This window comes from Photorhabdus kleinii (genome assembly GCF_025384885.1).
Lineage (GTDB): Bacteria > Pseudomonadota > Gammaproteobacteria > Enterobacterales > Enterobacteriaceae > Photorhabdus > Photorhabdus kayaii.
Window position 1 is genome coordinate 60,757 of sequence record NZ_JAJAFY010000010.1, and the last position, 21,823, is coordinate 82,579.

General features: G+C 42.0%; 17 protein-coding genes. 7 read left to right on the plus strand and 10 right to left on the minus strand.

From position 1 onward, the window contains the following. Nucleotides 1–8 precede the first annotated feature (8 nt). The 7 genes from rffG to trxA all read right to left on the minus strand — a co-directional run bounded on the left by rffG (nucleotide 9) and on the right by trxA (nucleotide 8,115). Nucleotides 9–1,079: a dTDP-glucose 4,6-dehydratase gene (gene rffG / locus LG003_RS07990; RefSeq protein WP_112877305.1), complete on the minus strand. Its 1,071-nt coding sequence runs from the start codon at nucleotides 1,077–1,079 to the stop codon at nucleotides 9–11. Beyond that, nucleotides 1,076–2,338, minus strand: a complete 1,263-nt coding sequence (gene wecC / locus LG003_RS07995) for a UDP-N-acetyl-D-mannosamine dehydrogenase (RefSeq protein ID WP_112877306.1) — start codon at nucleotides 2,336–2,338, stop codon at nucleotides 1,076–1,078. Before wecC ends, rffG begins: the two co-directional genes overlap by 4 nt. Nucleotides 2,339–2,342: 4 nt before the next feature. Continuing rightward, entirely contained in the window at nucleotides 2,343–3,464 is a 1,122-nt protein-coding gene (wecB, locus tag LG003_RS08000) for a non-hydrolyzing UDP-N-acetylglucosamine 2-epimerase (protein ID WP_112877342.1), read from the minus strand. 123 nt (nucleotides 3,465–3,587) lie between these two features. Beyond that, on the minus strand, nucleotides 3,588–4,643 hold the full coding sequence (gene wzzE, locus LG003_RS08005; RefSeq protein ID WP_112877307.1) for an ECA polysaccharide chain length modulation protein: 1,056 nt from the start codon (nucleotides 4,641–4,643) through the stop codon (nucleotides 3,588–3,590). A gap of 29 nt (nucleotides 4,644–4,672) precedes the next feature. Next, the gene (wecA, locus tag LG003_RS08010; RefSeq protein ID WP_112877308.1) at nucleotides 4,673–5,758 is read right to left on the minus strand and encodes a UDP-N-acetylglucosamine--undecaprenyl-phosphate N-acetylglucosaminephosphotransferase; all 1,086 of its coding nucleotides are present in this window, start codon (nucleotides 5,756–5,758) and stop codon (nucleotides 4,673–4,675) included. 294 nt (nucleotides 5,759–6,052) lie between these two features. After that, nucleotides 6,053–7,312, minus strand: coding sequence for a transcription termination factor Rho (gene rho, locus LG003_RS08015; protein WP_011148733.1), 1,260 nt, complete (start codon nucleotides 7,310–7,312; stop codon nucleotides 6,053–6,055). Between the two features lie 476 nt (nucleotides 7,313–7,788). After that, entirely contained in the window at nucleotides 7,789–8,115 is a 327-nt protein-coding gene (trxA, locus tag LG003_RS08020; RefSeq protein ID WP_112877309.1) for a thioredoxin TrxA, read from the minus strand. A 118-nt stretch (nucleotides 8,116–8,233) separates the two neighbouring features. On the opposite strand from trxA, the gene rhlB reads away from it, so the two are divergent. Both rhlB and gppA read left to right on the plus strand, forming a co-directional pair. Beyond that, on the plus strand, nucleotides 8,234–9,520 hold the full coding sequence (gene rhlB, locus LG003_RS08025) for an ATP-dependent RNA helicase RhlB (protein WP_112877310.1): 1,287 nt from the start codon (nucleotides 8,234–8,236) through the stop codon (nucleotides 9,518–9,520). 5 nt (nucleotides 9,521–9,525) lie between these two features. Continuing rightward, nucleotides 9,526–11,028: a guanosine-5'-triphosphate,3'-diphosphate diphosphatase gene (gppA, locus tag LG003_RS08030; RefSeq protein WP_112877346.1), complete on the plus strand. Its 1,503-nt coding sequence runs from the start codon at nucleotides 9,526–9,528 to the stop codon at nucleotides 11,026–11,028. Between the two features lie 50 nt (nucleotides 11,029–11,078). On the opposite strand, the gene rep is transcribed toward gppA, so the two are convergent. Further along, nucleotides 11,079–13,106 (minus strand): DNA helicase Rep, encoded by a 2,028-nt coding sequence (gene rep / locus LG003_RS08035; RefSeq protein WP_262980493.1) that lies wholly within the window; start codon nucleotides 13,104–13,106, stop codon nucleotides 11,079–11,081. A 161-nt stretch (nucleotides 13,107–13,267) separates the two neighbouring features. After that, nucleotides 13,268–14,746, minus strand: a complete 1,479-nt coding sequence (ilvC, locus tag LG003_RS08040; RefSeq protein WP_262980494.1) for a ketol-acid reductoisomerase — start codon at nucleotides 14,744–14,746, stop codon at nucleotides 13,268–13,270. A 197-nt stretch (nucleotides 14,747–14,943) separates the two neighbouring features. Between ilvC and ilvY the strand changes: the two genes are divergently transcribed. Both ilvY and LG003_RS08050 read left to right on the plus strand, forming a co-directional pair. After that, the gene (gene ilvY / locus LG003_RS08045) at nucleotides 14,944–15,825 is read left to right on the plus strand and encodes an HTH-type transcriptional activator IlvY (protein WP_112877313.1); all 882 of its coding nucleotides are present in this window, start codon (nucleotides 14,944–14,946) and stop codon (nucleotides 15,823–15,825) included. Nucleotides 15,826–16,860: 1,035 nt separating this feature from the next. Continuing rightward, a complete protein-coding gene (locus LG003_RS08050; protein ID WP_240000763.1) occupies nucleotides 16,861–17,259 on the plus strand; it encodes a helix-turn-helix domain-containing protein in 399 nt (132 codons plus the stop codon). A gap of 233 nt (nucleotides 17,260–17,492) precedes the next feature. On the opposite strand, the gene LG003_RS08055 is transcribed toward LG003_RS08050, so the two are convergent. Then, nucleotides 17,493–18,611 (minus strand): flavin-containing monooxygenase, encoded by a 1,119-nt coding sequence (locus tag LG003_RS08055; RefSeq protein ID WP_315903380.1) that lies wholly within the window; start codon nucleotides 18,609–18,611, stop codon nucleotides 17,493–17,495. Nucleotides 18,612–18,972: 361 nt separating this feature from the next. Between LG003_RS08055 and LG003_RS08060 the strand changes: the two genes are divergently transcribed. The 3 genes from LG003_RS08060 to LG003_RS08070 are packed head-to-tail and all read left to right on the plus strand — an operon-like array spanning nucleotide 18,973 to nucleotide 21,711. Next, the gene (locus LG003_RS08060) at nucleotides 18,973–20,151 is read left to right on the plus strand and encodes a LuxE/PaaK family acyltransferase (RefSeq protein WP_112877316.1); all 1,179 of its coding nucleotides are present in this window, start codon (nucleotides 18,973–18,975) and stop codon (nucleotides 20,149–20,151) included. A gap of 16 nt (nucleotides 20,152–20,167) precedes the next feature. Next, nucleotides 20,168–20,524: an iron-sulfur cluster assembly scaffold protein gene (locus LG003_RS08065; RefSeq protein ID WP_112877317.1), complete on the plus strand. Its 357-nt coding sequence runs from the start codon at nucleotides 20,168–20,170 to the stop codon at nucleotides 20,522–20,524. Next, nucleotides 20,521–21,711 (plus strand): cysteine desulfurase family protein, encoded by a 1,191-nt coding sequence (locus LG003_RS08070; RefSeq protein ID WP_112877318.1) that lies wholly within the window; start codon nucleotides 20,521–20,523, stop codon nucleotides 21,709–21,711. The genes LG003_RS08065 and LG003_RS08070 overlap by 4 nt, the downstream gene beginning before the upstream one ends. The last annotated feature ends 112 nt before the right edge of the window (nucleotides 21,712–21,823 follow it).

The window sequence follows — 21,823 nt, forward strand, 5'->3', positions numbered from 1 at the left end:
ATCGTCATTCAGTTTTTACCTAATCCAAGGCGTTCACCGGCATAAGAGCCGTCTTGAACTTTACGCCACCAGTTTTCATTTTCTAAATACCATTGAACTGTTTTGCGAATACCTGATTCAAATGTTTCTTGTGGTCTCCAGCCTAGATCTCGTTCAACTTTCGCCGCATCAATAGCATAACGCATATCATGGCCTGGGCGATCTGCAACATAAGTAATCAAATCTCGATAATAAGCAATACCCGCTGGTTTCTCAGGACAAAACTCTTCCAGAAGCTCACAAATCGCACAAACCACATCAATATTTTTGCGTTCATTATGACCTCCAATATTGTAGGTTTTGCCCGGTTCAGCTTCTGTCACAACCAAATAGAGCGCTCTGGCATGGTCTTCCACATACAGCCAATCGCGAATTTGTTTCCCTTCACCATATACCGGTAAAGATTTTCCTGCTAATGCATTTAAGATCACCAGTGGGATCAGTTTTTCCGGGAAATGGTAAGGACCATAGTTATTTGAACAATTGGTGATAACGACCGGTAAACCATAAGTCCGGTGCCATGCTCTTACCAGATGATCGCTGGATGCTTTGGACGCCGAATATGGGCTACTTGGCGCATAAGGTGTTGTTTCAGTAAAGAGGCCCTCTTCACCATGTAAATCACCATACACTTCATCTGTTGAAATGTGGTGAAAACGGAAAGCAGCTTGTTTCTCTTCATTGAGTTTCTGCCAGAAAGCACGCGCAGCTTCCAACAAAGTATAAGTACCCACAATGTTGGTTTCGATAAATGCCGCAGGGCCATCAATAGAACGATCCACATGGCTTTCTGCCGCCAAATGCATCACACAATCCGGCTGATATTGTTCAAAGACCCGATCCAGCGCTCCGCGTTGACAGATATCAACCTGCTCAAACACATAACGAGGGCTATCCGCAATCGGGGCAAGAGACGCCAGGTTACCGGCATAAGTCAGGCTATCAACTACAACCACACTGTCTTCTGTATTATCAATAACATGCCGTACAACAGCGGAGCCAATAAAACCTGCACCACCTGTGATTAGAATACGTCTCAACGCCAGACTCCTTTTGTATCCACAATCCACTTCTGTTTAATTTCATGACTATTTACAGCTTTAAACTGATTATGATCTACCAGCATCAACAGAATATCTGCTTCTTCCAGCGCTTTTTCCAGATTAACTAATAGAGTTATTTCCTTCAAGGGAGCGGGTAATTCATGAATATGAGGTTCTACAGCCAGCGTTTCACCTGCATGCCATTGCGCAATCATACCGGTGATATGGGCTGCTGGACTCTCACGCAAATCGTCAATATTTGGTTTAAATGCCAAACCAAAACAGGCAATTTTCACTTCGCTTGCACGTTTTCCACTTTCAGCCAAACAATCCGCAACAGCCGCTTTTACTTGATCCACAACCCACAATGGCTTGTCATCATTAATCATACGTGCTGTATGAATAAGACGTGATTGTTTCGGGTTTTGAGAAACAATGAACCACGGATCAACAGCAATACAATGACCACCCACGCCAGGACCTGGTTGGAGAATATTTACACGCGGATGGCGATTTGCCAAATTGATCAATTCCCACACGTTGATACCTTGATCAGCACAAATCAGGGAAAGTTCGTTGGCAAATGCAATGTTTACATCTCGGAAACTGTTTTCTGTCAGCTTACACATTTCTGCCGTTCTTGAATTAGTGATAACACATTCACCTTCAAGGAAAATTTTATACAGCTCACTAGCTCTGGTTGAAGATTTTGACGTCATACCACCAACAACACGGTCATTCTTAATTAATTCAACCATAACTTGCCCTGGCAACACACGTTCAGGACAGTAAGCGATATCAATATCAGACTCCTCTCCCATCTGTTGTGGGAACGTTAAATCAGGGCGCACTGCTGCCAACCATTCTGCCATCTGCTCCGTCGCGCCTACTGGTGAGGTAGATTCTAAAATAACCAAATCACCTTTTTTCAGAACTGGCGCCACAGATTCGGCTGCGGAACGGACATACGTCATATCCGGCTCATGATCGGCTTTAAAAGGCGTCGGAACAGCTATCAGAAAAGCATCTGCGGGTAACGGAGCAATCACTGCTTTCAGGTAACCGCCTTCTACGGCAACTTTCACCACTTTGTCTAGATCCGGTTCTACAATATGAATTGCACCACGGTTGATGGTTTCTACCGCATGCTGATTGACATCCACGCCAATGACTTTCTTATTACGGGATGCAAACGCTGCCGCCGTTGGCAAACCAATATAACCAAGACCAATAACAGAAATAGTTTCAAAGCTCATAGTGTCACCTGATTTTTTTCAAAGCGTCGAGAATACGTTGACAGGCATCGCCATCCCCGTAAGGATTATGAGCGCGGCTCATTCGCTGATAGGCAGCATCGTCTGTCAACAATCGAGTCACCTCTTCCACGATAGTTCTTGTTTCCGTCCCTACCAAACGTACCGTTCCAGCATCAACCGCCTCTGGCCGTTCAGTAGTATTACGCATTACCAATACCGGCTTTCCTAAAGAAGGGGCTTCTTCCTGAATACCACCGGAATCTGTCAGGAGCATATAGGCATGGTTCATTAGATAAACAAATGGCAAATAATCCTGAGGTTCAATAAGAATAATGTTATCAATATCATGCAAAATGCGCTTTACTGGCTCACTGACATTCGGGTTTAGATGAACCGGATAGACTACTTGCACATCTGGATGAACACGGGCTATCTGTGCCAAAGCTTCACAAATTCGCTCAAATCCGCCACCAAAACTTTCACGACGATGCCCTGTCACCAGAATCATTTTCTTATTAGTATCAATAAACGGGTAGTGCTTCGCCAGCTTACTCCGCATAGCCTCGTCATTCATTATTCGATCGCGTACCCACAACAACGCATCAATTACTGTATTTCCGGTAACAAAAACCCGATTATCTGCAATTGATTCTTTCAATAAATTATTGTGAGAATTTTTTGTCGGAGCGAAATGATACATTGCCAGATGCCCAGCAATCTTACGGTTTGCCTCTTCCGGCCAAGGGGAATAAAGATCACCCGTTCTTAATCCAGCTTCAATGTGACCAACAGGGATACGTTGGTAGAACGCAGCCAAACTGGTTGCCATCGTTGTTGTCGTATCTCCGTGAACCAATACAACATCAGGCTTAAATTCTGCTAAAACAGGCTTCAATCCTTCCAAAATACGACAGGTAATATCCGTTAGATCTTGCCCTGATTTCATAATATTGAGATCAAAATCAGGAGTAATCTCGAAAAGGTGTAACACCTGATCCAACATTTCCCGATGTTGGGCGGTGACACATACTTTCGCTTCGAAGGCTTCATCCTCTGCCAATGCGTGTACTAGCGGAGCCATCTTGATAGCCTCCGGCCGAGTACCAAACACAGTCAACACTTTCACAGTGACTCTCTTATAGTCAGTAACTTGCAGATTTTCCTGCAAACAATACTCTGAATGCCATTTACTCCTGCTGGAGTCGCAGAAAATATCCTTCAGAAACAGTTATTCCTAATAATTATCTGATTATTTACGCGAACATCTAACCAATGCCACGCCGGCTCCCACTAAAGCGCCAACTGCACCCCACATGATCATCAAAAACATTCTGCGAGGGCTGTCTCTGGTAACAGGCTCCTCTGGTGTTCTCAAATAGCGGTAAGCCTGGAATTGATCCTGTAATGTCGGGTGAACATTCAATGCTGCTAACATTGCAATATTTTGGTCATAGTCCACATCATACTTAGGCCCTATTGCTTCCAAAGTCTCAAGTTGAGCCTGTAACAACGGAGCCCCTAACATAAACATTTTTGAATCGGGCAACTGATCCACCGGTGTATCCGTTTGATTGCGCTGAATCCCTTGTTTTTCCGCAATTTTCAGGGACTGCTGTAATACATTCATTTCGCGGTTATAAACCGCTTTAGCGACCATTTCTTGGCGCTTAACCAGTGCATCCATAGATTGGGCACGGGTAACCCATGCACCTTTTACTTCATCATTTAAATGAGTACTGGCACGACTATTGGCAAAAGAAATGTACTGGCGCAGGAGTTGATTTGCTTGTCTAGAAGACTCAGCGGTCAGTTTAATGCTGTCATTCAGCACTTTTTTATCATCATGAGGAATAAACTGAATATTATTGATTAATTCATCTAATAAGGCCGCATCAGCTCTGGCATCGCCCTCCTGCTGCTGTTTGTAATAATCAGATTTCAACCAAAATTCACGGCGAGTATCATATGCAGCAACCTGAGTGATAAACTCCTTATAGGCTTCTTCTGGAATAGACGGTAACTGAGTTTCCAGTGAAATGTTAATGTGAGTATCCAGATTGCGCAAAAACTGCTGCTGAGAGTAATAACTTCCCAACTGATTAGTCGTAGGCAGATCAGTGATTGCGGTGGCACTCCATTTTTGTTGCATCAGATAAGATGCTCCTAACGCCGCGGTTGCGAAAATTATTGCCAGTGCAACGATCCATACCTTTCCATGCCATAACGCCCTGCACAAGGCTCTGATATCTAGCTCATGCTCCAGAGCTTGTTCATCCTGAATAGATTTCGTTTCTGATTTTATCACTGCACAGAACCTCCGCTGATAATAGATGTTTAATGGTTAGCTGAACGGCGCATACGACGCTTTTGCCGTTTAATGAAACGAGCTACCTTCCATACACGCTTGAGGCAATAGCCATACAACACAAATGCAAGCAAGAACAGTGCCAACATTATCCACTCAGGCACAAATTCCAACCATTCTCCAGTAATGCCGACAGCGGCTAATAAAGCGGCAACAACAGTGATTAAAATAAAAGCCTGACGTGATGAGAATCCAGACCGCATAACTAGGTGGTGAATATGTTGCCTGTCAGGAGAAAATGGGCTCATTCCTTTCCGTAACCGGCGGTACATAATAGCAACCATATCCATTAATGGAATGGCAACAATCCACAACGCAGTAACTGGATTAACAGGATGCTCATTCCCCTGAGTAGATTCAATGAGCAGCCAGATAATGGTAAAACCAATCAGTGTACTGCCCGCATCCCCCATAAATACTTTGAAACGTTGGCTTAATAAACCAAGATTAAGGACAATATAAGGGAAAATGGCAGCAATAAATGCAAAACACCATAATGCTAGTGCCGTATTACCACTTTGATACAGTAAGATCCCCAAAGCACCGAAGGAGACACAGGATAATCCGCCTAATAATCCATCTATCCCATCAACCATATTGAATGCATTGATAGCAGCCCAGACAGCAAATAGTGTCACAACATAACTAAACGGTCCAAGTGTCATGTCCCAAGGGCCAAAAGCATAACCAAGACTATCTAATTTCAGTCCAGCAAAATACATCATCGCAATACCAACCAGAGCTTGGATGGCTGCCCGGACCTTAACGCTGATATCAAAACGGTCATCCAATGCGCCGACAAATACCAATACACCGGCACAAACCAAATATAACCACTTGTGAGGAATAAATTCTTTTGTGATAACAAAAGCAAAACAGATGCCAACAAATATTGATATTCCTCCAACCAGAGGCACTAACCCCTGATGACACTTACGATAATTGGGCTTATCAACAAGACCAACTTTCTTTGCTATTTTGCGAGCCATAAACAAAAACGCAAAAGAAAATAGAAAAACATAAAAAATTTCAATATTCATGCTGAGAATATTCACGATGATAACTCTCTGTAAAAAGTAAACACACCCTGGTCATTTATCAACCGAAAACATATGATTTTCTAGCCAGAATCTACCCTCACGAGCGCCTAGCTTACGAAAACACTGCTTATATGAAAAAATTAATGGCCCTTATGCTCTTACATCATTCTTTTAATATTTATTTCAAATATATGGCAGCAGATACAGCTTGCAAAATACATGCCATATATAGCTATAACAGTGCGGTGAATACAAAAAACGCCACGAAACTGTGGCGCTAATTAAAATGATCATGAACTGAGTTAAAAACTATGAACGTTTCATCATGTCAAAGAAATCGTCATTCGTTTTGCTCATAGCCAGTTTGTTGATAAGGAATTCCATCGCATCAATTTCGCCCATCGGATGAATAATTTTACGCAGAATCCACATTTTCTGTAGCTCTTCAGAGGTGGTGAGTAGCTCTTCTTTACGTGTACCAGAACGGTTGTAATCGATAGCTGGGAAGACGCGTTTTTCAGCAATTTTGCGGGAGAGATGCAGCTCCATGTTACCAGTGCCTTTGAACTCTTCGTAAATCACTTCATCCATCTTAGAACCCGTATCCACCAACGCAGTCGCAATAATGGTCAAGCTTCCGCCCTCTTCCACATTACGCGCAGCCCCGAAGAAACGTTTCGGACGATGTAACGCGTTAGCATCCACACCACCAGTCAATACCTTACCGGATGCGGGAACAACAGTGTTATAGGCACGAGCTAAGCGAGTAATAGAGTCAAGCAGAATAATCACATCTTTTTTGTGTTCAACCAGACGTTTTGCTTTCTCAATAACCATCTCTGCCACCTGAACGTGACGAGAAGCAGGTTCATCAAAAGTAGAAGCAATAACCTCACCTTTTACCAGGCGTTGCATTTCAGTGACTTCTTCTGGACGTTCATCAATCAGAAGTACCATCAATACACAATCTGGATGATTGTGGGCAATGTTAGCAGCAATATTTTGCAGCAACATCGTTTTACCCGCTTTTGGTGGCGCGACGATCAGACCACGTTGTCCACGGCCAATCGGGGCAGCCAGATCCAGAACACGGGCAGTCAGATCCTCAGTGGAACCATTACCACGTTCCATACGCAGTCGGCTATTAGCATGCAGCGGGGTTAAGTTTTCAAAAAGAATTTTACTGCGAGCATTTTCTGGTTTGTCAAAATTAACTTCGTTAACCTTCAACAGGGCAAAATAGCGTTCACCTTCTTTAGGTGGACGAATTTTACCTGAAATTGTGTCACCGGTGCGGAGGTTAAAACGACGGATTTGGCTGGGAGAAACGTAGATATCATCGGGGCCGGCAAGGTAAGAGCTGTCTGCTGAACGGAGGAATCCAAAGCCATCCTGCAATATCTCCAACACGCCATCACCGAAGATATCTTCCCCACTTTTCGCATGCTGCTTAAGGATAGAGAAGATAATATCTTGTTTACGCATACGGGCTAGATTTTCCAGCCCCATATTTTCGCCGAGTGTAATCAGTTCAGATACCGGCGTATTCTTTAATTCGGTAAGATTCATAATGGTGGGTTCTTAAACTCGGGGTATATCTCGAACTATGAACGTGAATAGTATGGCAGCGTCATCGATCGGTGCCTGTTTATTTTGTACAAAAACAAATCAGACCTTTAATACATTATTCATATAAAAAGGTAATAATTTGAAGTACTAAGATTGAGCTCAAATAAGACTGACAGGCTGTCAAAAACGCTGTTGAGATAATGCTGAAACATTACTGATTTCTATAAAAACTATCTCAACGTAACGAGCTATACGCCAGATTATTCCCGTATAACCCATTGGATATTTTAGACTATCCAGAGATAACAGACTTATCAGACACTACAGATTATTCAGTATGCAACATACTTCTAACATGATGTATGTGATACAAGCAGTAGCGCTAACTTATCACGCTTCTTTACGGACGTCTAGCGGTCAATGAAATAAATAATAGTATACGCTAAACGTCCGGTATTAATGTGAGCTCTCTTCAATCAGAGATTAGCGTCCAAAAATTCTTTCAATTGAGTTTTTGACAGTGCTCCCACTTTTGTAGCAGCAACTTGACCATCTTTAAATAGCAACAGTGTTGGAATACCACGGATACCATATTTAGGAGCAGTTGCCGGGTTTTCATCAATGTTCAGTTTAGTAATAGTCAGTTTGCCGGAATATTCTGGGGCAATTTCATCTAAAATAGGTGCAATCATTTTACATGGTCCACACCACTCAGCCCAAAAATCAACAAGAACCGGACCTGTTGCTTTAAGAACGTCAGTATCAAAGCTAGCATCACTCAAACGAATAATTTTATCGCTCATTTTTTACTCCAAAGAATAATTTTTTACCATGCTAGTGTAACATTACTGATATAAGGTTGCCTTTATTTCAGCGGATACACTTTCGTAAGACAATGGTTAACTGATATTCTACCACACTATGAGTAAAACACACTTGACAGAAAAGAAGTTTTCCGACTTCGCCTTGCACCCCAAGGTTATAGAAGCTCTTGATAATAAGGGCTTTTCTAATTGTACACCGATACAAGCACTGACATTGCCTTTCACTGTCGAAGGTCGTGATGTCGCGGGGCAAGCGCAAACCGGTACGGGGAAGACGCTAGCATTTTTAGCGTCTGCTTTTCATTATTTACTGACTCATCCCGCAGCGGAGGAGCGTCAAACCAATCAGCCAAGAGCGCTGATTATGGCTCCTACCCGCGAGCTCGCTGTACAGATTTACTCTGATGCAGAAGATCTGGCACAGGCAACAGGTCTAAAGATGGGTCTTGCCTACGGCGGTGATGGTTACGACAAACAGCTGAAAATACTAGGATCCGGTGTTGACATCCTTATCGGCACTACCGGACGTCTAATCGACTATACCAAACAGGGGCACATTAATCTGAATGCGGTCCAAGTTGTGGTTCTTGATGAAGCTGATCGCATGTATGATCTCGGTTTTATCAAAGATATCCGCTGGCTATTCCGTCGAATGCCATCAGCAAACGAACGTATGAACCTACTGTTTTCTGCCACACTCTCTTACCGAGTCCGAGAACTGGCATTTGAGCAAATGAATCATGCAGAGTATGTCGAGGTAGAACCGTTACAGAAAACGGGACACCGTATCCGCGAAGAGCTGTTTTATCCTTCTAATGAAGAAAAGATGCGCCTGCTTCAAACGTTATTGGAAGAAGAGTGGCCTGATCGATGCATTATTTTCGCCAATACAAAACATCGTTGTGAAGATATCTGGGCGCATCTGGCTGCTGACGGACATCGAGTTGGGTTACTAACCGGTGATGTAGCACAAAAAAAACGGTTACGCATTCTGGAAGAATTCAGCAACGGCAATATTGATATTCTAGTTGCAACTGATGTCGCAGCCCGTGGATTGCACATTCCTTCAGTCACTCATGTTTTTAATTATGACCTACCAGACGACTGCGAGGATTATGTTCACCGCATTGGCCGTACTGGTCGTGCAGGTGAAAGTGGCTATTCGATCAGCCTAGCCTGTGAAGAATATGCACTAAACCTGCCAGCGATTGAAGATTATATTCAACACCCTATCCCGGTCAGCAAATATGACAGTCAAGCCTTGCTGAAAGATTTACCGGTACCTAAACGCCGACACCGTCCGCGTTCAGGAAACCATCAGCGTCGTAACAACTTGTCGCATCGTAATAATACACCACGTAATAACCGTAAACGTTCAGGCTGAAAATGATGCTGAGTTCTTCTTCGCTCTATGCGGCTATCGACCTAGGTTCAAACAGTTTTCACATGCTGGTTGTGCGTGAAGTATCCGGCAGTATGCAGATACTGGCACGAATCAAACGTAAAGTCAGGCTGGCCGCTGGATTAGATAAAAATAACCGCTTATCTCAACAGGCAATGGAGAGAGGCTGGCAATGTCTCAGGATTTTTTCTGAACGCTTACAGGATATACCTCCATCACAAATCCGCGTTGTTGCTACGGCAACTTTACGCATCGCTGAAAATTCAGACGCATTTGTGAAAAAAGCATCAGAAATCCTTGATTGTCCGGTTAAGGTAATCAGTGGCGAAGATGAAGCTCGGCTTATTTATCAAGGCGTTGCTCATACAACTGGCGGCCCTGAAAAACGTCTGGTTGTCGATATTGGTGGTGCAAGTACAGAACTGGTTACGGGGAATGGGGCAAAAGCCTCTCAGTTATCCAGCCTAAGTATGGGTTGTGTTACCTGGCTTGAAGGCTACTTTAATGACCGTAGCCTGACGGAAGAAAATTTCGCCAGAGCCGAAGCTGCCGCACATGAAACGTTGAAACCCATTGCCCCAAAACTGATCGAACAAGGCTGGCAGATTTGTGTAGGTGCTTCCGGTACCGTTCAGGCTCTGCAAGAAATCATGATTGCTCAAGGTATGGATGAGCTGATCACTTTGCCGAAACTTCAGGAGCTCAAACATAAAGCGATTGAATGCGGTAAGCTGGAAGAGCTGGAAATAGAAGGATTGACGCTGGAACGGGCTTTGGTTTTCCCAAGTGGCCTTGCTATCCTGATAGCGATTTTCCAGGCATTAAATATTGACAGTATGATCCTTGCGGGCGGCGCTTTACGGGAAGGTCTTGTTTACGGCATGCTGGATTTACCAATAGAACCAGATATTCGTACCAGAACACTACGAAATATACAGCGACGTTTTCAGTTAGACGTTGAACAGTCTCAACGGGTCAAACAATTGGCTGAACACTTCCTACAACAGATTGCTAAACCTTGGGAGCTTGATAGCCGATGTCATGAATTATTACAAAGTGCCTGTCTGATACATGAAATTGGCCTAAGTATTGATTTCCATCATGCTCCATCACATGCAGCCTATCTGATCAATTATCTCGCTCTCCCCGGCTATACGCCTGCGCAGAAAAAACTCTTAGCCACATTGCTAAAGAACCAGAGTGGCCCTATTGATTTGTTTTCCTTTAATCAACAAAACGCCTTACCTCTGATACAAGCTCAACGTTTATGTCGTCTGTTGCGGTTAGCTATCATCTTTGCCAACCGTCGTCGAGATGACACGCTCCCTGCTCTACATTTAAAAGTGAATGATGAAGCGTTAACAATAACGTTACCTCATGGCTGGCTAATGCAACACCCTCTGAGGGCAGAGTCTTTACAGCAGGAAATCCAGTGGCAAAGCCATGCTCAATGGTCACTTGTTTTAGGCGAGCAGGATACTCAAACCTGAATAAAATCACTTTCCCTGTATCTCTGTGATACAGGGAATCTCCAACATATTTACGACTTATTTTTTTGTCCAAGCCCTAAACGCGATTTGATATCCGCGATACGCGATTGCCCTTTTTGCATTCTTTCTTCTGCTGTCACTATTTTTTTATCTTGTGACCAATGTAAGTCATCCTGTGGCAACTCATGCAAAAAACGGCTTGGTTCTGGACGGATTAATTCGCCATATTGACGACGCTCTTTACATAAAGTAAAAAATAACTCCCGTTGAGCACGGGTGATCCCTACATAAGCCAGTCGTCGCTCTTCATCAATATTTTCTTCATCAATACTGCTCTGATGAGGCAACAGCCCTTCTTCCATGCCGACCAGAAATACATAGGGAAACTCCAATCCTTTAGAAGCATGTAGAGTCATCAATTGCACCTGATCAAACTCCTCACCATCTTCGCCTCGCTCCAGCATATCCCGTAATGTGAAACGCGCGACCACCTGAGATAAAGTCATTGCTTCGTTCAGTTCATCACCTTCCAGCATTTCACTCATCCAAGTGAATAACTGATTAATATTTTTCATCCGCATTTCAGCCGCTTTCGGACTCGGGGATGTTTCGTACAGCCAGCTTTCATAATCCATACCATGTAGTAGATCACGCACAGCTAGCAAAGGATCTCGTTCAACCTGACGAGTTATCTCATCCATCCAGTGAGTAAAACGCTGTAATGCCGCCAAACCGCGGCCAGTTAGACTTTGTTCCAAACCAAGATCGAAACTAGCCTGATAGAGACTTTTATTGCGCTGATTCGCCCACTCACCCAGTTTTTGAATGGTAGCCGCACCAATTTCACGTCTTGGTGTATTGACAATTCTTAGGAACGCACTGTCATCTTCGGGATTAGTCAGCACCCGCAGATAAGCTAGCAAATCCTTAATTTCAGGGCGGGCAAAGAAAGAAGTACCACCAGAAATCCGGTAAGGAATGCGGTTTTGCATCAGCATCTTTTCAAACACGCGGGATTGATGATTTCCTCGGTAGAGAATAGCGTAATCTTTATATTGGGTCTTATTGATAAAGTGATGTGCCATCAGCTCCCCAATAACCCTTTCCGCCTCATGTTCTTCATTATTAGCTGTAATCACTTTCAATGGATCACCATACCCCAGTTCAGAAAAAAGCCGTTTTTCAAACACGTGAGGGTTATTGGCGATCAAAATATTAGCTGCTTTCAGAATACAGCCAGAGGAACGATAATTCTGTTCCAGTTTAATCACATTAAGCTTTGGGAAATCCTCTTTCAGTAACACCAAATTTTGTGGTCTTGCGCCGCGCCATGAATAGATCGACTGGTCATCATCACCCACCACCGTAAAACGAGCCCTTTGCCCCACCAACAATTTAACCAGTTGATATTGACTGGTATTGGTGTCCTGATATTCATCTACCAACAGATAACGGATACGGTTTTGCCAACGCTCTCTGACTTCATCATCATGCTGCATCAACAAAGTCGGTTTGGTAATCAGATCGTCAAAATCCAATACATTACAGCTCGCCAGATGTAAATCATAACGGCGATAACATTCAGCAAACTGATGCTCCTGAGCAGAACGGGCCAATGCCAAAACTTGCTGTGGAGAAAGCAGATCATTTTTCCAGTTTGAAATGGCAGAGATCAATTTTTGTAATAGATCTTTATCTTCCTCCAGTAAATCAGCTGTTAAATCTTTCAACAGGGCCATCTGATCCTGATCATCAAACAACGAGAAATTGCTTTTCATTCCTAACGCTTTGTACTCGCGCTTAATGATTTCCAACCCCAACGTGTGGAAAGTAGAAATCATCAGCCCCTTAGCCTCTTTGCGCCCCAGAGTTTGTGCCATACGCTCTTTCATTTCCCGTGCGGCTTTATTAGTAAACGTCACAGCGGCGATATGACGAGGCTGATAGCCACAAATGCGGATAAGATGAGCAATTTTATTGGTAATCACTCTAGTTTTGCCGGAACCTGCCCCAGCCAGGACCAGACAAGGACCGGTAACAAATTCGACAGCTTGTTGTTGGCTAGGATTTAATCGCATGATGTTTAATAAGTTATATCAGGACAGTATCTCAGGGGATAGAATTGTAGCAGAAAGGGGAGAAAGGAAACGCGGTTTTCTTTGTGAAGAAAAAGGACTCTACTGGTTGATAAATATTAAATGCAAAGAGGGAGAATTTCTCCCCCTTATCTTTATCAATATCAACCACCAACAGCAATACGTTTCATATCTGTCATGTAACCACGTAATACACGGCCAACAACTTCAATTGGGTGGTTACGAATAGCCTCATTTACATCGCGTAACTGGGCGTTATCGATACCGTTATCAACAACGAGTTTACCTAAATCACCCGCCTGTAGCGAACCCATAAACTTCTCTTTCAGCAGTGGGACCGCAACATGAGAGAACAAATAGTTACCATATTCTGCTGTATCAGAAATAACAACATTCATTTCGTACAGGCGCTTACGAGAGATAGTATTCGCAATCAGCGGTAATTCATGCAGAGATTCATAATAGGCAGATTCAGCAATAATACCGGTATCAACCATAATTTCGAATGCCAGTTCAACTCCAGCTTTCACCATAGCAACCATTAAAACGCCATGATCAAAGTATTCCTGCTCACTGATTTTGCCATCATATTCAGGTGAATTCTCAAACGGAGTGTTACCGGTTTCCTCACGCCAACCTAACAGTTTCTTATCATCATTGGCCCAATCAGCCATCATACCGGAGGAAAATTCACCAGAAATGATATCATCCATATGTTTCTGGAACAGCGGCGTCATCATTTCTTTCAACTGCTCAGACAAAGCATACGCTCGCAGTTTTGCCGGGTTAGAAAGGCGATCCATCATCAGGGTAATGCCACCTTGTTTCAGTGCTTCTGTGATGGTCTCCCAGCCAAACTGGATCAGCTTTCCTGCATAACCGGGTTCAACGCCATCTGCCACCAGTTTGTCATAACACAACAGTGAACCCGCCTGTAACATACCGCACAGAATAGTTTGCTCACCCATCAGATCAGATTTCACTTCAGCCACGAAAGAAGATTCCAGAACACCGGCGCGATGCGCACCTGTTGCCGCTGCCCATGCCTTAGCGATTGCCATACCTTCACCTTTCGGATCGTTTTCCGGGTGAACTGCAATCAAAGTAGGAACACCAAAACCCCGTTTGTATTCTTCACGTACTTCCGTACCAGGACACTTAGGCGCTACCATCACTACAGTGATGTCTTTACGGATTTGTTCACCTACTTCAACAATATTTAAACCGTGAGAATAACCCAGTGCAGCGCCTTCTTTCATCAATGGTTGAACTGCACGAACAACAGAAGAGTGTTGCTTATCTGGCGTCAAGTTAATTACCAAATCAGCCTTCGGTATTAACTCTTCATAAGTGCCGGCTTGAAAACCATTTTCCATTGCTTTACGCCATGAAGCACGTTTTTCTTCAATGGCCTCTTTACGCAGGGCATAAGTGATATCCAGACCTGAGTCACGCATATTCAGGCCCTGATTCAGTCCCTGCGCTCCGCAACCGACGATAACCACTTTTTTACCTTTTAAGAATCCTGTCTCATCAACAAACTCTTCCCGCGCCATAAAACGACATTTACCTAACTGCGCCAACTGCTGACGCAAATTCAGCGTATTAAAATAATTCGCCATTAGTGACTCCGTTATCATGTTGTGCTCAGCGCTCAGCAATGAAATGCTGTGACTGTTTTTTAGATTTCCCCACCCTGTGGGGTGTTTATATATTTTCAATATATGACATGAAAGCCATTGCTTAAATTGATATATTAACAATACTACATTGCACTTTATGCAATACAGATTATTGGACAGGAAAAGGAGAATAGGCTATGGATATACGCGACCTCAAACTGTTTCTACATCTGGCTGAAAGCTGTCATTTTGGTCGTACAGCAAAAGCAATGCATGTCAGTCCATCCACATTATCTCGCCAGATTCAGCGTATTGAAGATATTTTGGGGCATCCATTATTTTTACGGGATAATCGCACTGTAAAATTGACCTTTGCCGGTGAGCAATTTAAACAATTCGCCCAACAGACACTGTTGCAATACCAGCAACTAAAACACTCATTGAATCAACAAAGCCCATCTCTAAGCGGCGAGTTACGTCTGTTTTGTTCAGTCACTGCGGCCTACAGTCACTTACCACAGATCCTAGACCGTTTTCGTGCGGAACATCCTATGGTTGAAATCAAACTCACCACAGGTGATGCCGCAGATGCGGTCAATAAGATACAGTCTAATGATGCCGATTTAGGCATCGCCGGTAAGCCGGAAAAACTACCAGACAATGTCAGCTTCACCAAAATCGGTGAAGTCCCACTGGTACTGATTGCGCCTTCCCTCCCTTGCTCTGTACGAGCACTTGTAATACAAAAGTCCCCTGACTGGAATAGCATTCCCTTCATTTTGCCGGAACATGGCCCTTCACGTAAGCGCATTGAGCACTGGTTCCGTCACCATAAAATTACCAACCCATCGATTTACGCTACCGTGTCCGGTCATGAAGCCATTGTTTCTATGGTTGCATTGGGTTGTGGAGTGGCATTAATTCCCAATGTCGTTGTAGAAAACAGCCCTGAACCGGTACGCAGTCGCATATCTTTATTGGACAACATCTCTCTAGTAGAACCGTTCGAATTGGGTATATGTGTACAGAGAAAACGGCTTAATGAACCCCTGATTAAAGCATTTTGGGGATTGTTATAACAAACTGCCCTAACAGGTCTTTTTATTCATTACAAGCCTGATACAACTTATTTTCGGTATTATACCAATACACTTATAATTTATGTGGCCTAATTCACAAAGAACATAAAAATATAACCATATTGTTCTCATGATAATATGTTTAATATAAGTTATAACCAATCAAAATAATTATATGAAAATATTGGCTCCTCATTAAATTTTTGGTCATTAATTATGTCACTAAAGAAAATACTTTTAATTATATCAAGTAGATAGTAGCTATTTAACGTTAAACAATTTAGATATTGTTAAGATTGACCAGCAAAAACCGAATATTCCACCAGCAAAAAACAGAGTGGAAAATAATTCTTTTCGCCATGTCATAACGATATATTCCAATAGTGAAATTATTTTTTCCAGATACCAAAGGAGGCGGCTTAATAATAATTATTTAATGGTATTGTGACGATATAGTAACTAATAATAATTATTTAATGAGTTAATATAATTTAATTAAAAAATAACATCAAGGATTCATAATAATTAAATAAAATAATTAATTCAAATACACAAAACAATTTAATAAAGGACACCATCATGTTACACAAAATAGACAAATCACCGTATTTTATTAAATTCTATAAATTTCATCTACAAGATCTCGTCTTCTCTTATAATATGCAAACAGAATGGCATCATCATCCTTGCATCCAATTAAGTGTATCACCACATAATTCACTCATGAGGGTTGATACCGAAAATGAATCGAGACAAGTACATGGATTCATTATTTCTTCTAATATTAAACATAGATTACACTCGGAAGGGCAACTCTGCTTTAATCTACTGATAGACCTAGCCAATCCACTATGTCATTTATTACTACATCAAATGAGAGGCTCAGATATAGTATACTTAAATCAAGAATCATCCAGTTTAATAGCAAATTACTTTATTAATTGTTTACAGTCAGAAACCTCTCCAGATATTTTCATCTTAAATAACCTTTTAGGTAAAATAGAAGATTGCCATTGTTATCAGGACAAACGAATCATGAAAGCAGCCTCTCTTATTACTGAATTACCGGTTAAATGTATATCTTCTCGTGAAATATCAAACCAACTCTATTTATCCGAAAGCCGATTCTTACATCTATTTAGAGAAAAGATGGGAACTAATTTCCGTAGTTATCTATTATGGAAACGTCTGCATCATGCTATTGATGAGATACATTCATCAGATTCACTGACTTTATTAGCTTGTAATAGTGGATTTTCAGATGGCGCACACTTCAGTCGTACCTGTATGACGCTATATGGATTAAGGCCCTCTGAATTAAAACATGCCAGTAAGAACAGAATTCAGCAAGCACAACAAAAATATTTCAATTTATCATCAACATTAACAGGTCTAAATTTTACAAAGAAAAATATCTGTGTTATGAATAAATAATATTTTTGATACATTACCTAAAATAAATAATTTCTATTTATAACCGTTATTATCAAAGCCAATATGTTAGAGATTCTGTATCATTTTATTCCTAATAGCACATTTACTATATTATGCACTCTTAGTAATGATACAGAATTCAGAATAACACCATAACAATACTACCTAATAAACCATCAATCCACGACAAATAAAACATACAGAGTAAAATATCACTATTATGAATTAATCATTCATTTTAATGATACATGCTCTTTCAGATAATTTTCCACCCATTTAGCGACCCGACAAGTGTCTTTATAAGCCCCTAACATCAGTTCAGAACCACGGCTACTCAACCATTTCCGCCCAACGATAAATAACCCAGGATAAGGCGTTTTCCCACCTTCTGCATGACCATTTTTACAAACGAATCCATTAGCATCCGCAGCACCGGGAAGCGTTAACCATGCCGTATCATCTTTATACCCCAAACACCAGATAACCGTATCCACCTCATATTGATTGCCGGACGAATCACATAATTTATTGTCTTTTATATCAACTAGCCTATTCGCTATTTTTATACCCCAAGCAGCTAGCCGATGGTTTTTCAGGTCACCACAAGGAATAGGATTACGCCGCCGCATAATTTTCCCTACTAAACTGTAATAATTGGCAAATAACAGACCGCTTTTACTTAACCACCAAAATATATCTTTGCCCAATATTCTATTAGGTAATAGAGGACGGGAGGAACCGCAAAATAATGTCACCTTCGCAGTTGCTGCCAAATCTTTAGCAATCTGACGACCACTCGCACCATCACCAACGACAGCAACTCGGCTGCCCGTTTTAATTTGCTTAGGTTCCCGGTATTGATCTGCTGCAATTTGTTGTATATCTGTAGAAAACCGTTCAGCAAGCGCCGGAATATCAACTAATTGATTAGCCCCTGTTGCATTAACCAAACAAGGCGCATGAAATACTTTCCCATCTTTTGTTTTAACACGATAGCCATCTGTATCATGCTTCACCTCAATCACTTCGGTTTGAGTATGTATCGCAAGGTTATGATGTGAAGCATAGCGCTCAAGGTAATCAGCAACTTCATTTTTATCTGGATAACCTTCTTTAATTCCAGGAAACGGTAAGCCATGAAGTTGAGTCATACCGCGTGAAGTGAATAATAGCATATTATCTGGGCGCCTGCGCCACACATCACCAATACGTGCCTCCCGCTCTAATATGCAGACATTAATATTCTTAGCCGCAAGGATAGCAGCTAAACTTAACCCGGCTTGACCGGCACCCACAATTAAGCAATCCATTTTCATCATGCGTACTCGTTTTTTAATTTGGCATTTATTTATATTTTATTTCTATCATTATCCCAATCTTAGGACAATGAAAAAATTTACAAAAAGAACATTCAATAGATCAAAAAACAACGAACTTCACAAAAATATAAAAGACAATTAAAAAATTTACTTGAATTAACTGGTCATATTCGCACTAAAGTGAATATTTTGAATAAACCAGCTATTTTTAGCATAATTTTAACAATATTGACAAATCCATATAATGATCAAAGCAATAATATAGCCAATTTATTCAATAAAAATAAATTATTAATGACTATCATTTTTGCCTACGTAACTTATACTTTATCGCTATAACTTATAATAAGCAAAGACTAATTTATCTACTCTTTACCCTACCGGAGATGAAAAAATGGAAAATATCAAAAATATATATGACGATATAAAATCTCGTGGCGGAAATCCGTTGAAGTGGTTAATAGCCGATGTTGACCTTCTCTATAAGCTGTCTAAAGAAGAGCAACAAGAATTAAAAACCTGTTTGCTTAAGGACGCTTTTAATTTCCATTATCATAATAACCCTTACTATAAAGATATTTGTGAAAAACAAGGTATTAAACCAGAAGATATCCAGAATTATAATGACTTAGTTCGCATCCCACTAATACCCGTTGCAACTTATAAATCAGCCGAAAGTCACCGTTTATTAAGCAAGCCATTATCTGAAATCGAACATGAAATGCGCTCAACGGGTACCAGTGGAATTCCTAGCGTTTATCGTCGTTGCCACGATACGATGGATCATACAGTATTGGCTGTCTATTCCAATTATCGCAGTATGTTCAAAGTATCTGGCGGTGCCGGCCTATGTTTATGCCCGTCAACAGAAGATATTCCAGAAATGGCACTGGTCAAAATCTTTAATTTCCTGACAGGTTTGTTAGATACCCGACGCTATATGATTAATCAGGACCGCTTTTCTCCAGAAGATGCACTGAATCAATTAATCCAGTGGAAAGGTAAGTTCACTCGTCATTTAATTGGCCCTCCATTCATGATCCATCGTTTTATCACGTTCCTAAAAGAGAATAATACCAAGCTCACTTTAGATCGCGATAGTATGGTAATCACCATGGGCGGCTGGAAACGTTTTACCGGGGATATGATCTCCCGCGGCGAATTAAATGCAGATATCGAAGAATGGATGGGCATTCCAGTTTCCCGGATACGTGATATGTATGGTCTGGTTGAAGCAAACGTTCTTGCCATCGAAGATGAATATAACCATAAGCATGTTCCACCTTATATTCATTTCTCCGTCCGTGATCCTAATGATTTAACACGTGAGCTACCTGAGGGTGAAACCGGGCAATTAGTGATCCTAGATCCACTCTCTGTTTCCACTCCCGGCATGTTACTGACAGAAGATTTGGTCTATTTGCGTACCGATCCTAATAAATCCTGGCGTAATTCTCAGCGAGTTCAGTTTGTTATGCGTACCGCTGCTGCTAAAGAGTTTGGTTGCTGTGCAGTCAACCTTGAGAGAAAAATGTCAGACGATGAAGGTACTTCAGCTACACCCGCTGTATAAATAGCAAGGTGGAATTATGTTTAACAACATCATTATTGACAACTTTTGCAATCCTGACTGCCAAGGGATGTTATCTGCCCCCACCATTAAACTGGCATTAGGTAACCCTGTATGCGGTGACAAGGTTGATATCGACCTGACACTGGATAACCAAGGGCGGGTAAATAATGCCTGTTTTCGTGCATGGGGATGTACCGCCTCTCTGGCAATGTCTAACCAATTTTGTCGTCATGCTAAAGGTAAGACTCTCGAAGAATTGAATGCATTATCGCCTGAGGGAATAGATGCATTATTAGGCGAGTTAGAACCCGCACAGCAACACTGCCTTGATATGCTGCATAAGCTATTTGAGCAGCTAAAGGGAAAAATATGACAAGTCTATATTTCGACTACAACGCCACAACACCGCTAAGTGTTAAAGCGCAGTTGGCGATTAAAGACGCAATGTCTATTTTTGCTAACCCGTCTAGCCACTACAGCTTAAGTGGCACGGCGAAAAAGTTGCTCACTGACGCTAGAAGATCGATGGCTGCATTGATGGGCACAGTCCCTGAGCAAATCCTATTTACATCAGGGGGAACCGAAAGTAATAACCAAGCCTTATCCAGCTTGTTAGCAACACTTTCCGGTTCGGATCTGTCTGCTCATCATGTTATTAGCTCTTCCATTGAGCATCCGTCTGTTCTGGCACCGTTACTCTGGTATCAGCAACACGGGCTCCAGCTAACGCTGATCAATCCCGATAATCAAGGACGGATCAGTGTACAAAGTATCCAGGAAAACCTACGACCACAAACACGTCTGATCACATTGATGGCGATTAACAACGAAACCGGCGTGATCCAGCCCTATGAAGCGGTCGCCTCTTTAGCAAAAGAGGCCGGTGTTTATCTACATATCGATGCAGTACAGGCTATTGGTAAGCTTCCTTTTAGCTGTGACACACTTTCCGGCGTAACGACCGTATCTTTCTCCGGCCATAAGTTTAACGGCCCGAAAGGTATTGGTGGACTCTACCATGCACCAGGTATTCAATTAAATCCCTTGCTACATGGTGGAGGGCAAGAACAAGGAGTACGCAGCGGCACTGAGAACACCTTAGGACTTGCTGGACTGGCAGCGGCAGCTAAAGAATCACTGAACGGCTTGCAAGGACGCTTCAATACTTACAAAGCGCTCAGAACAACCTTGCTATCTCTGTTAGATCAATATCATGTTAACTACCTGATTAATGGTAATACCAATCCAGCGTTTCAGGCACCTTGGACTCTCAATTTAAGTTTCCCTGGTATTCGTGCTGAATCGCTAGCCAGCAGGCTAGATTTACGTTACGGCATCTCTTTATCCTTAGGATCAGCCTGTAGCAATAACAAATCAACACAACGTTCTCATGTTCTGGCTGCTATGAGGCTCCCCGATGATCGTATTGATAGTGCGGTACGCATCAGTTTCGGATATACCACAAGCCAAGATGATATTGAGATATTGGCTAGCGCTATCAAACAAGAAACATATAACTTACTTAAAATTTCAGGGAAATCTTTAATCACCCAGGAATAATAGCAAAACGATATTTAAAAAACGGTGTGGCAGGAATAACGCATTTATTAATTGGTACCTACACCCTATGGATTTCAAGATGCATCACGACGGCAACGGAGCGAATCCCCGG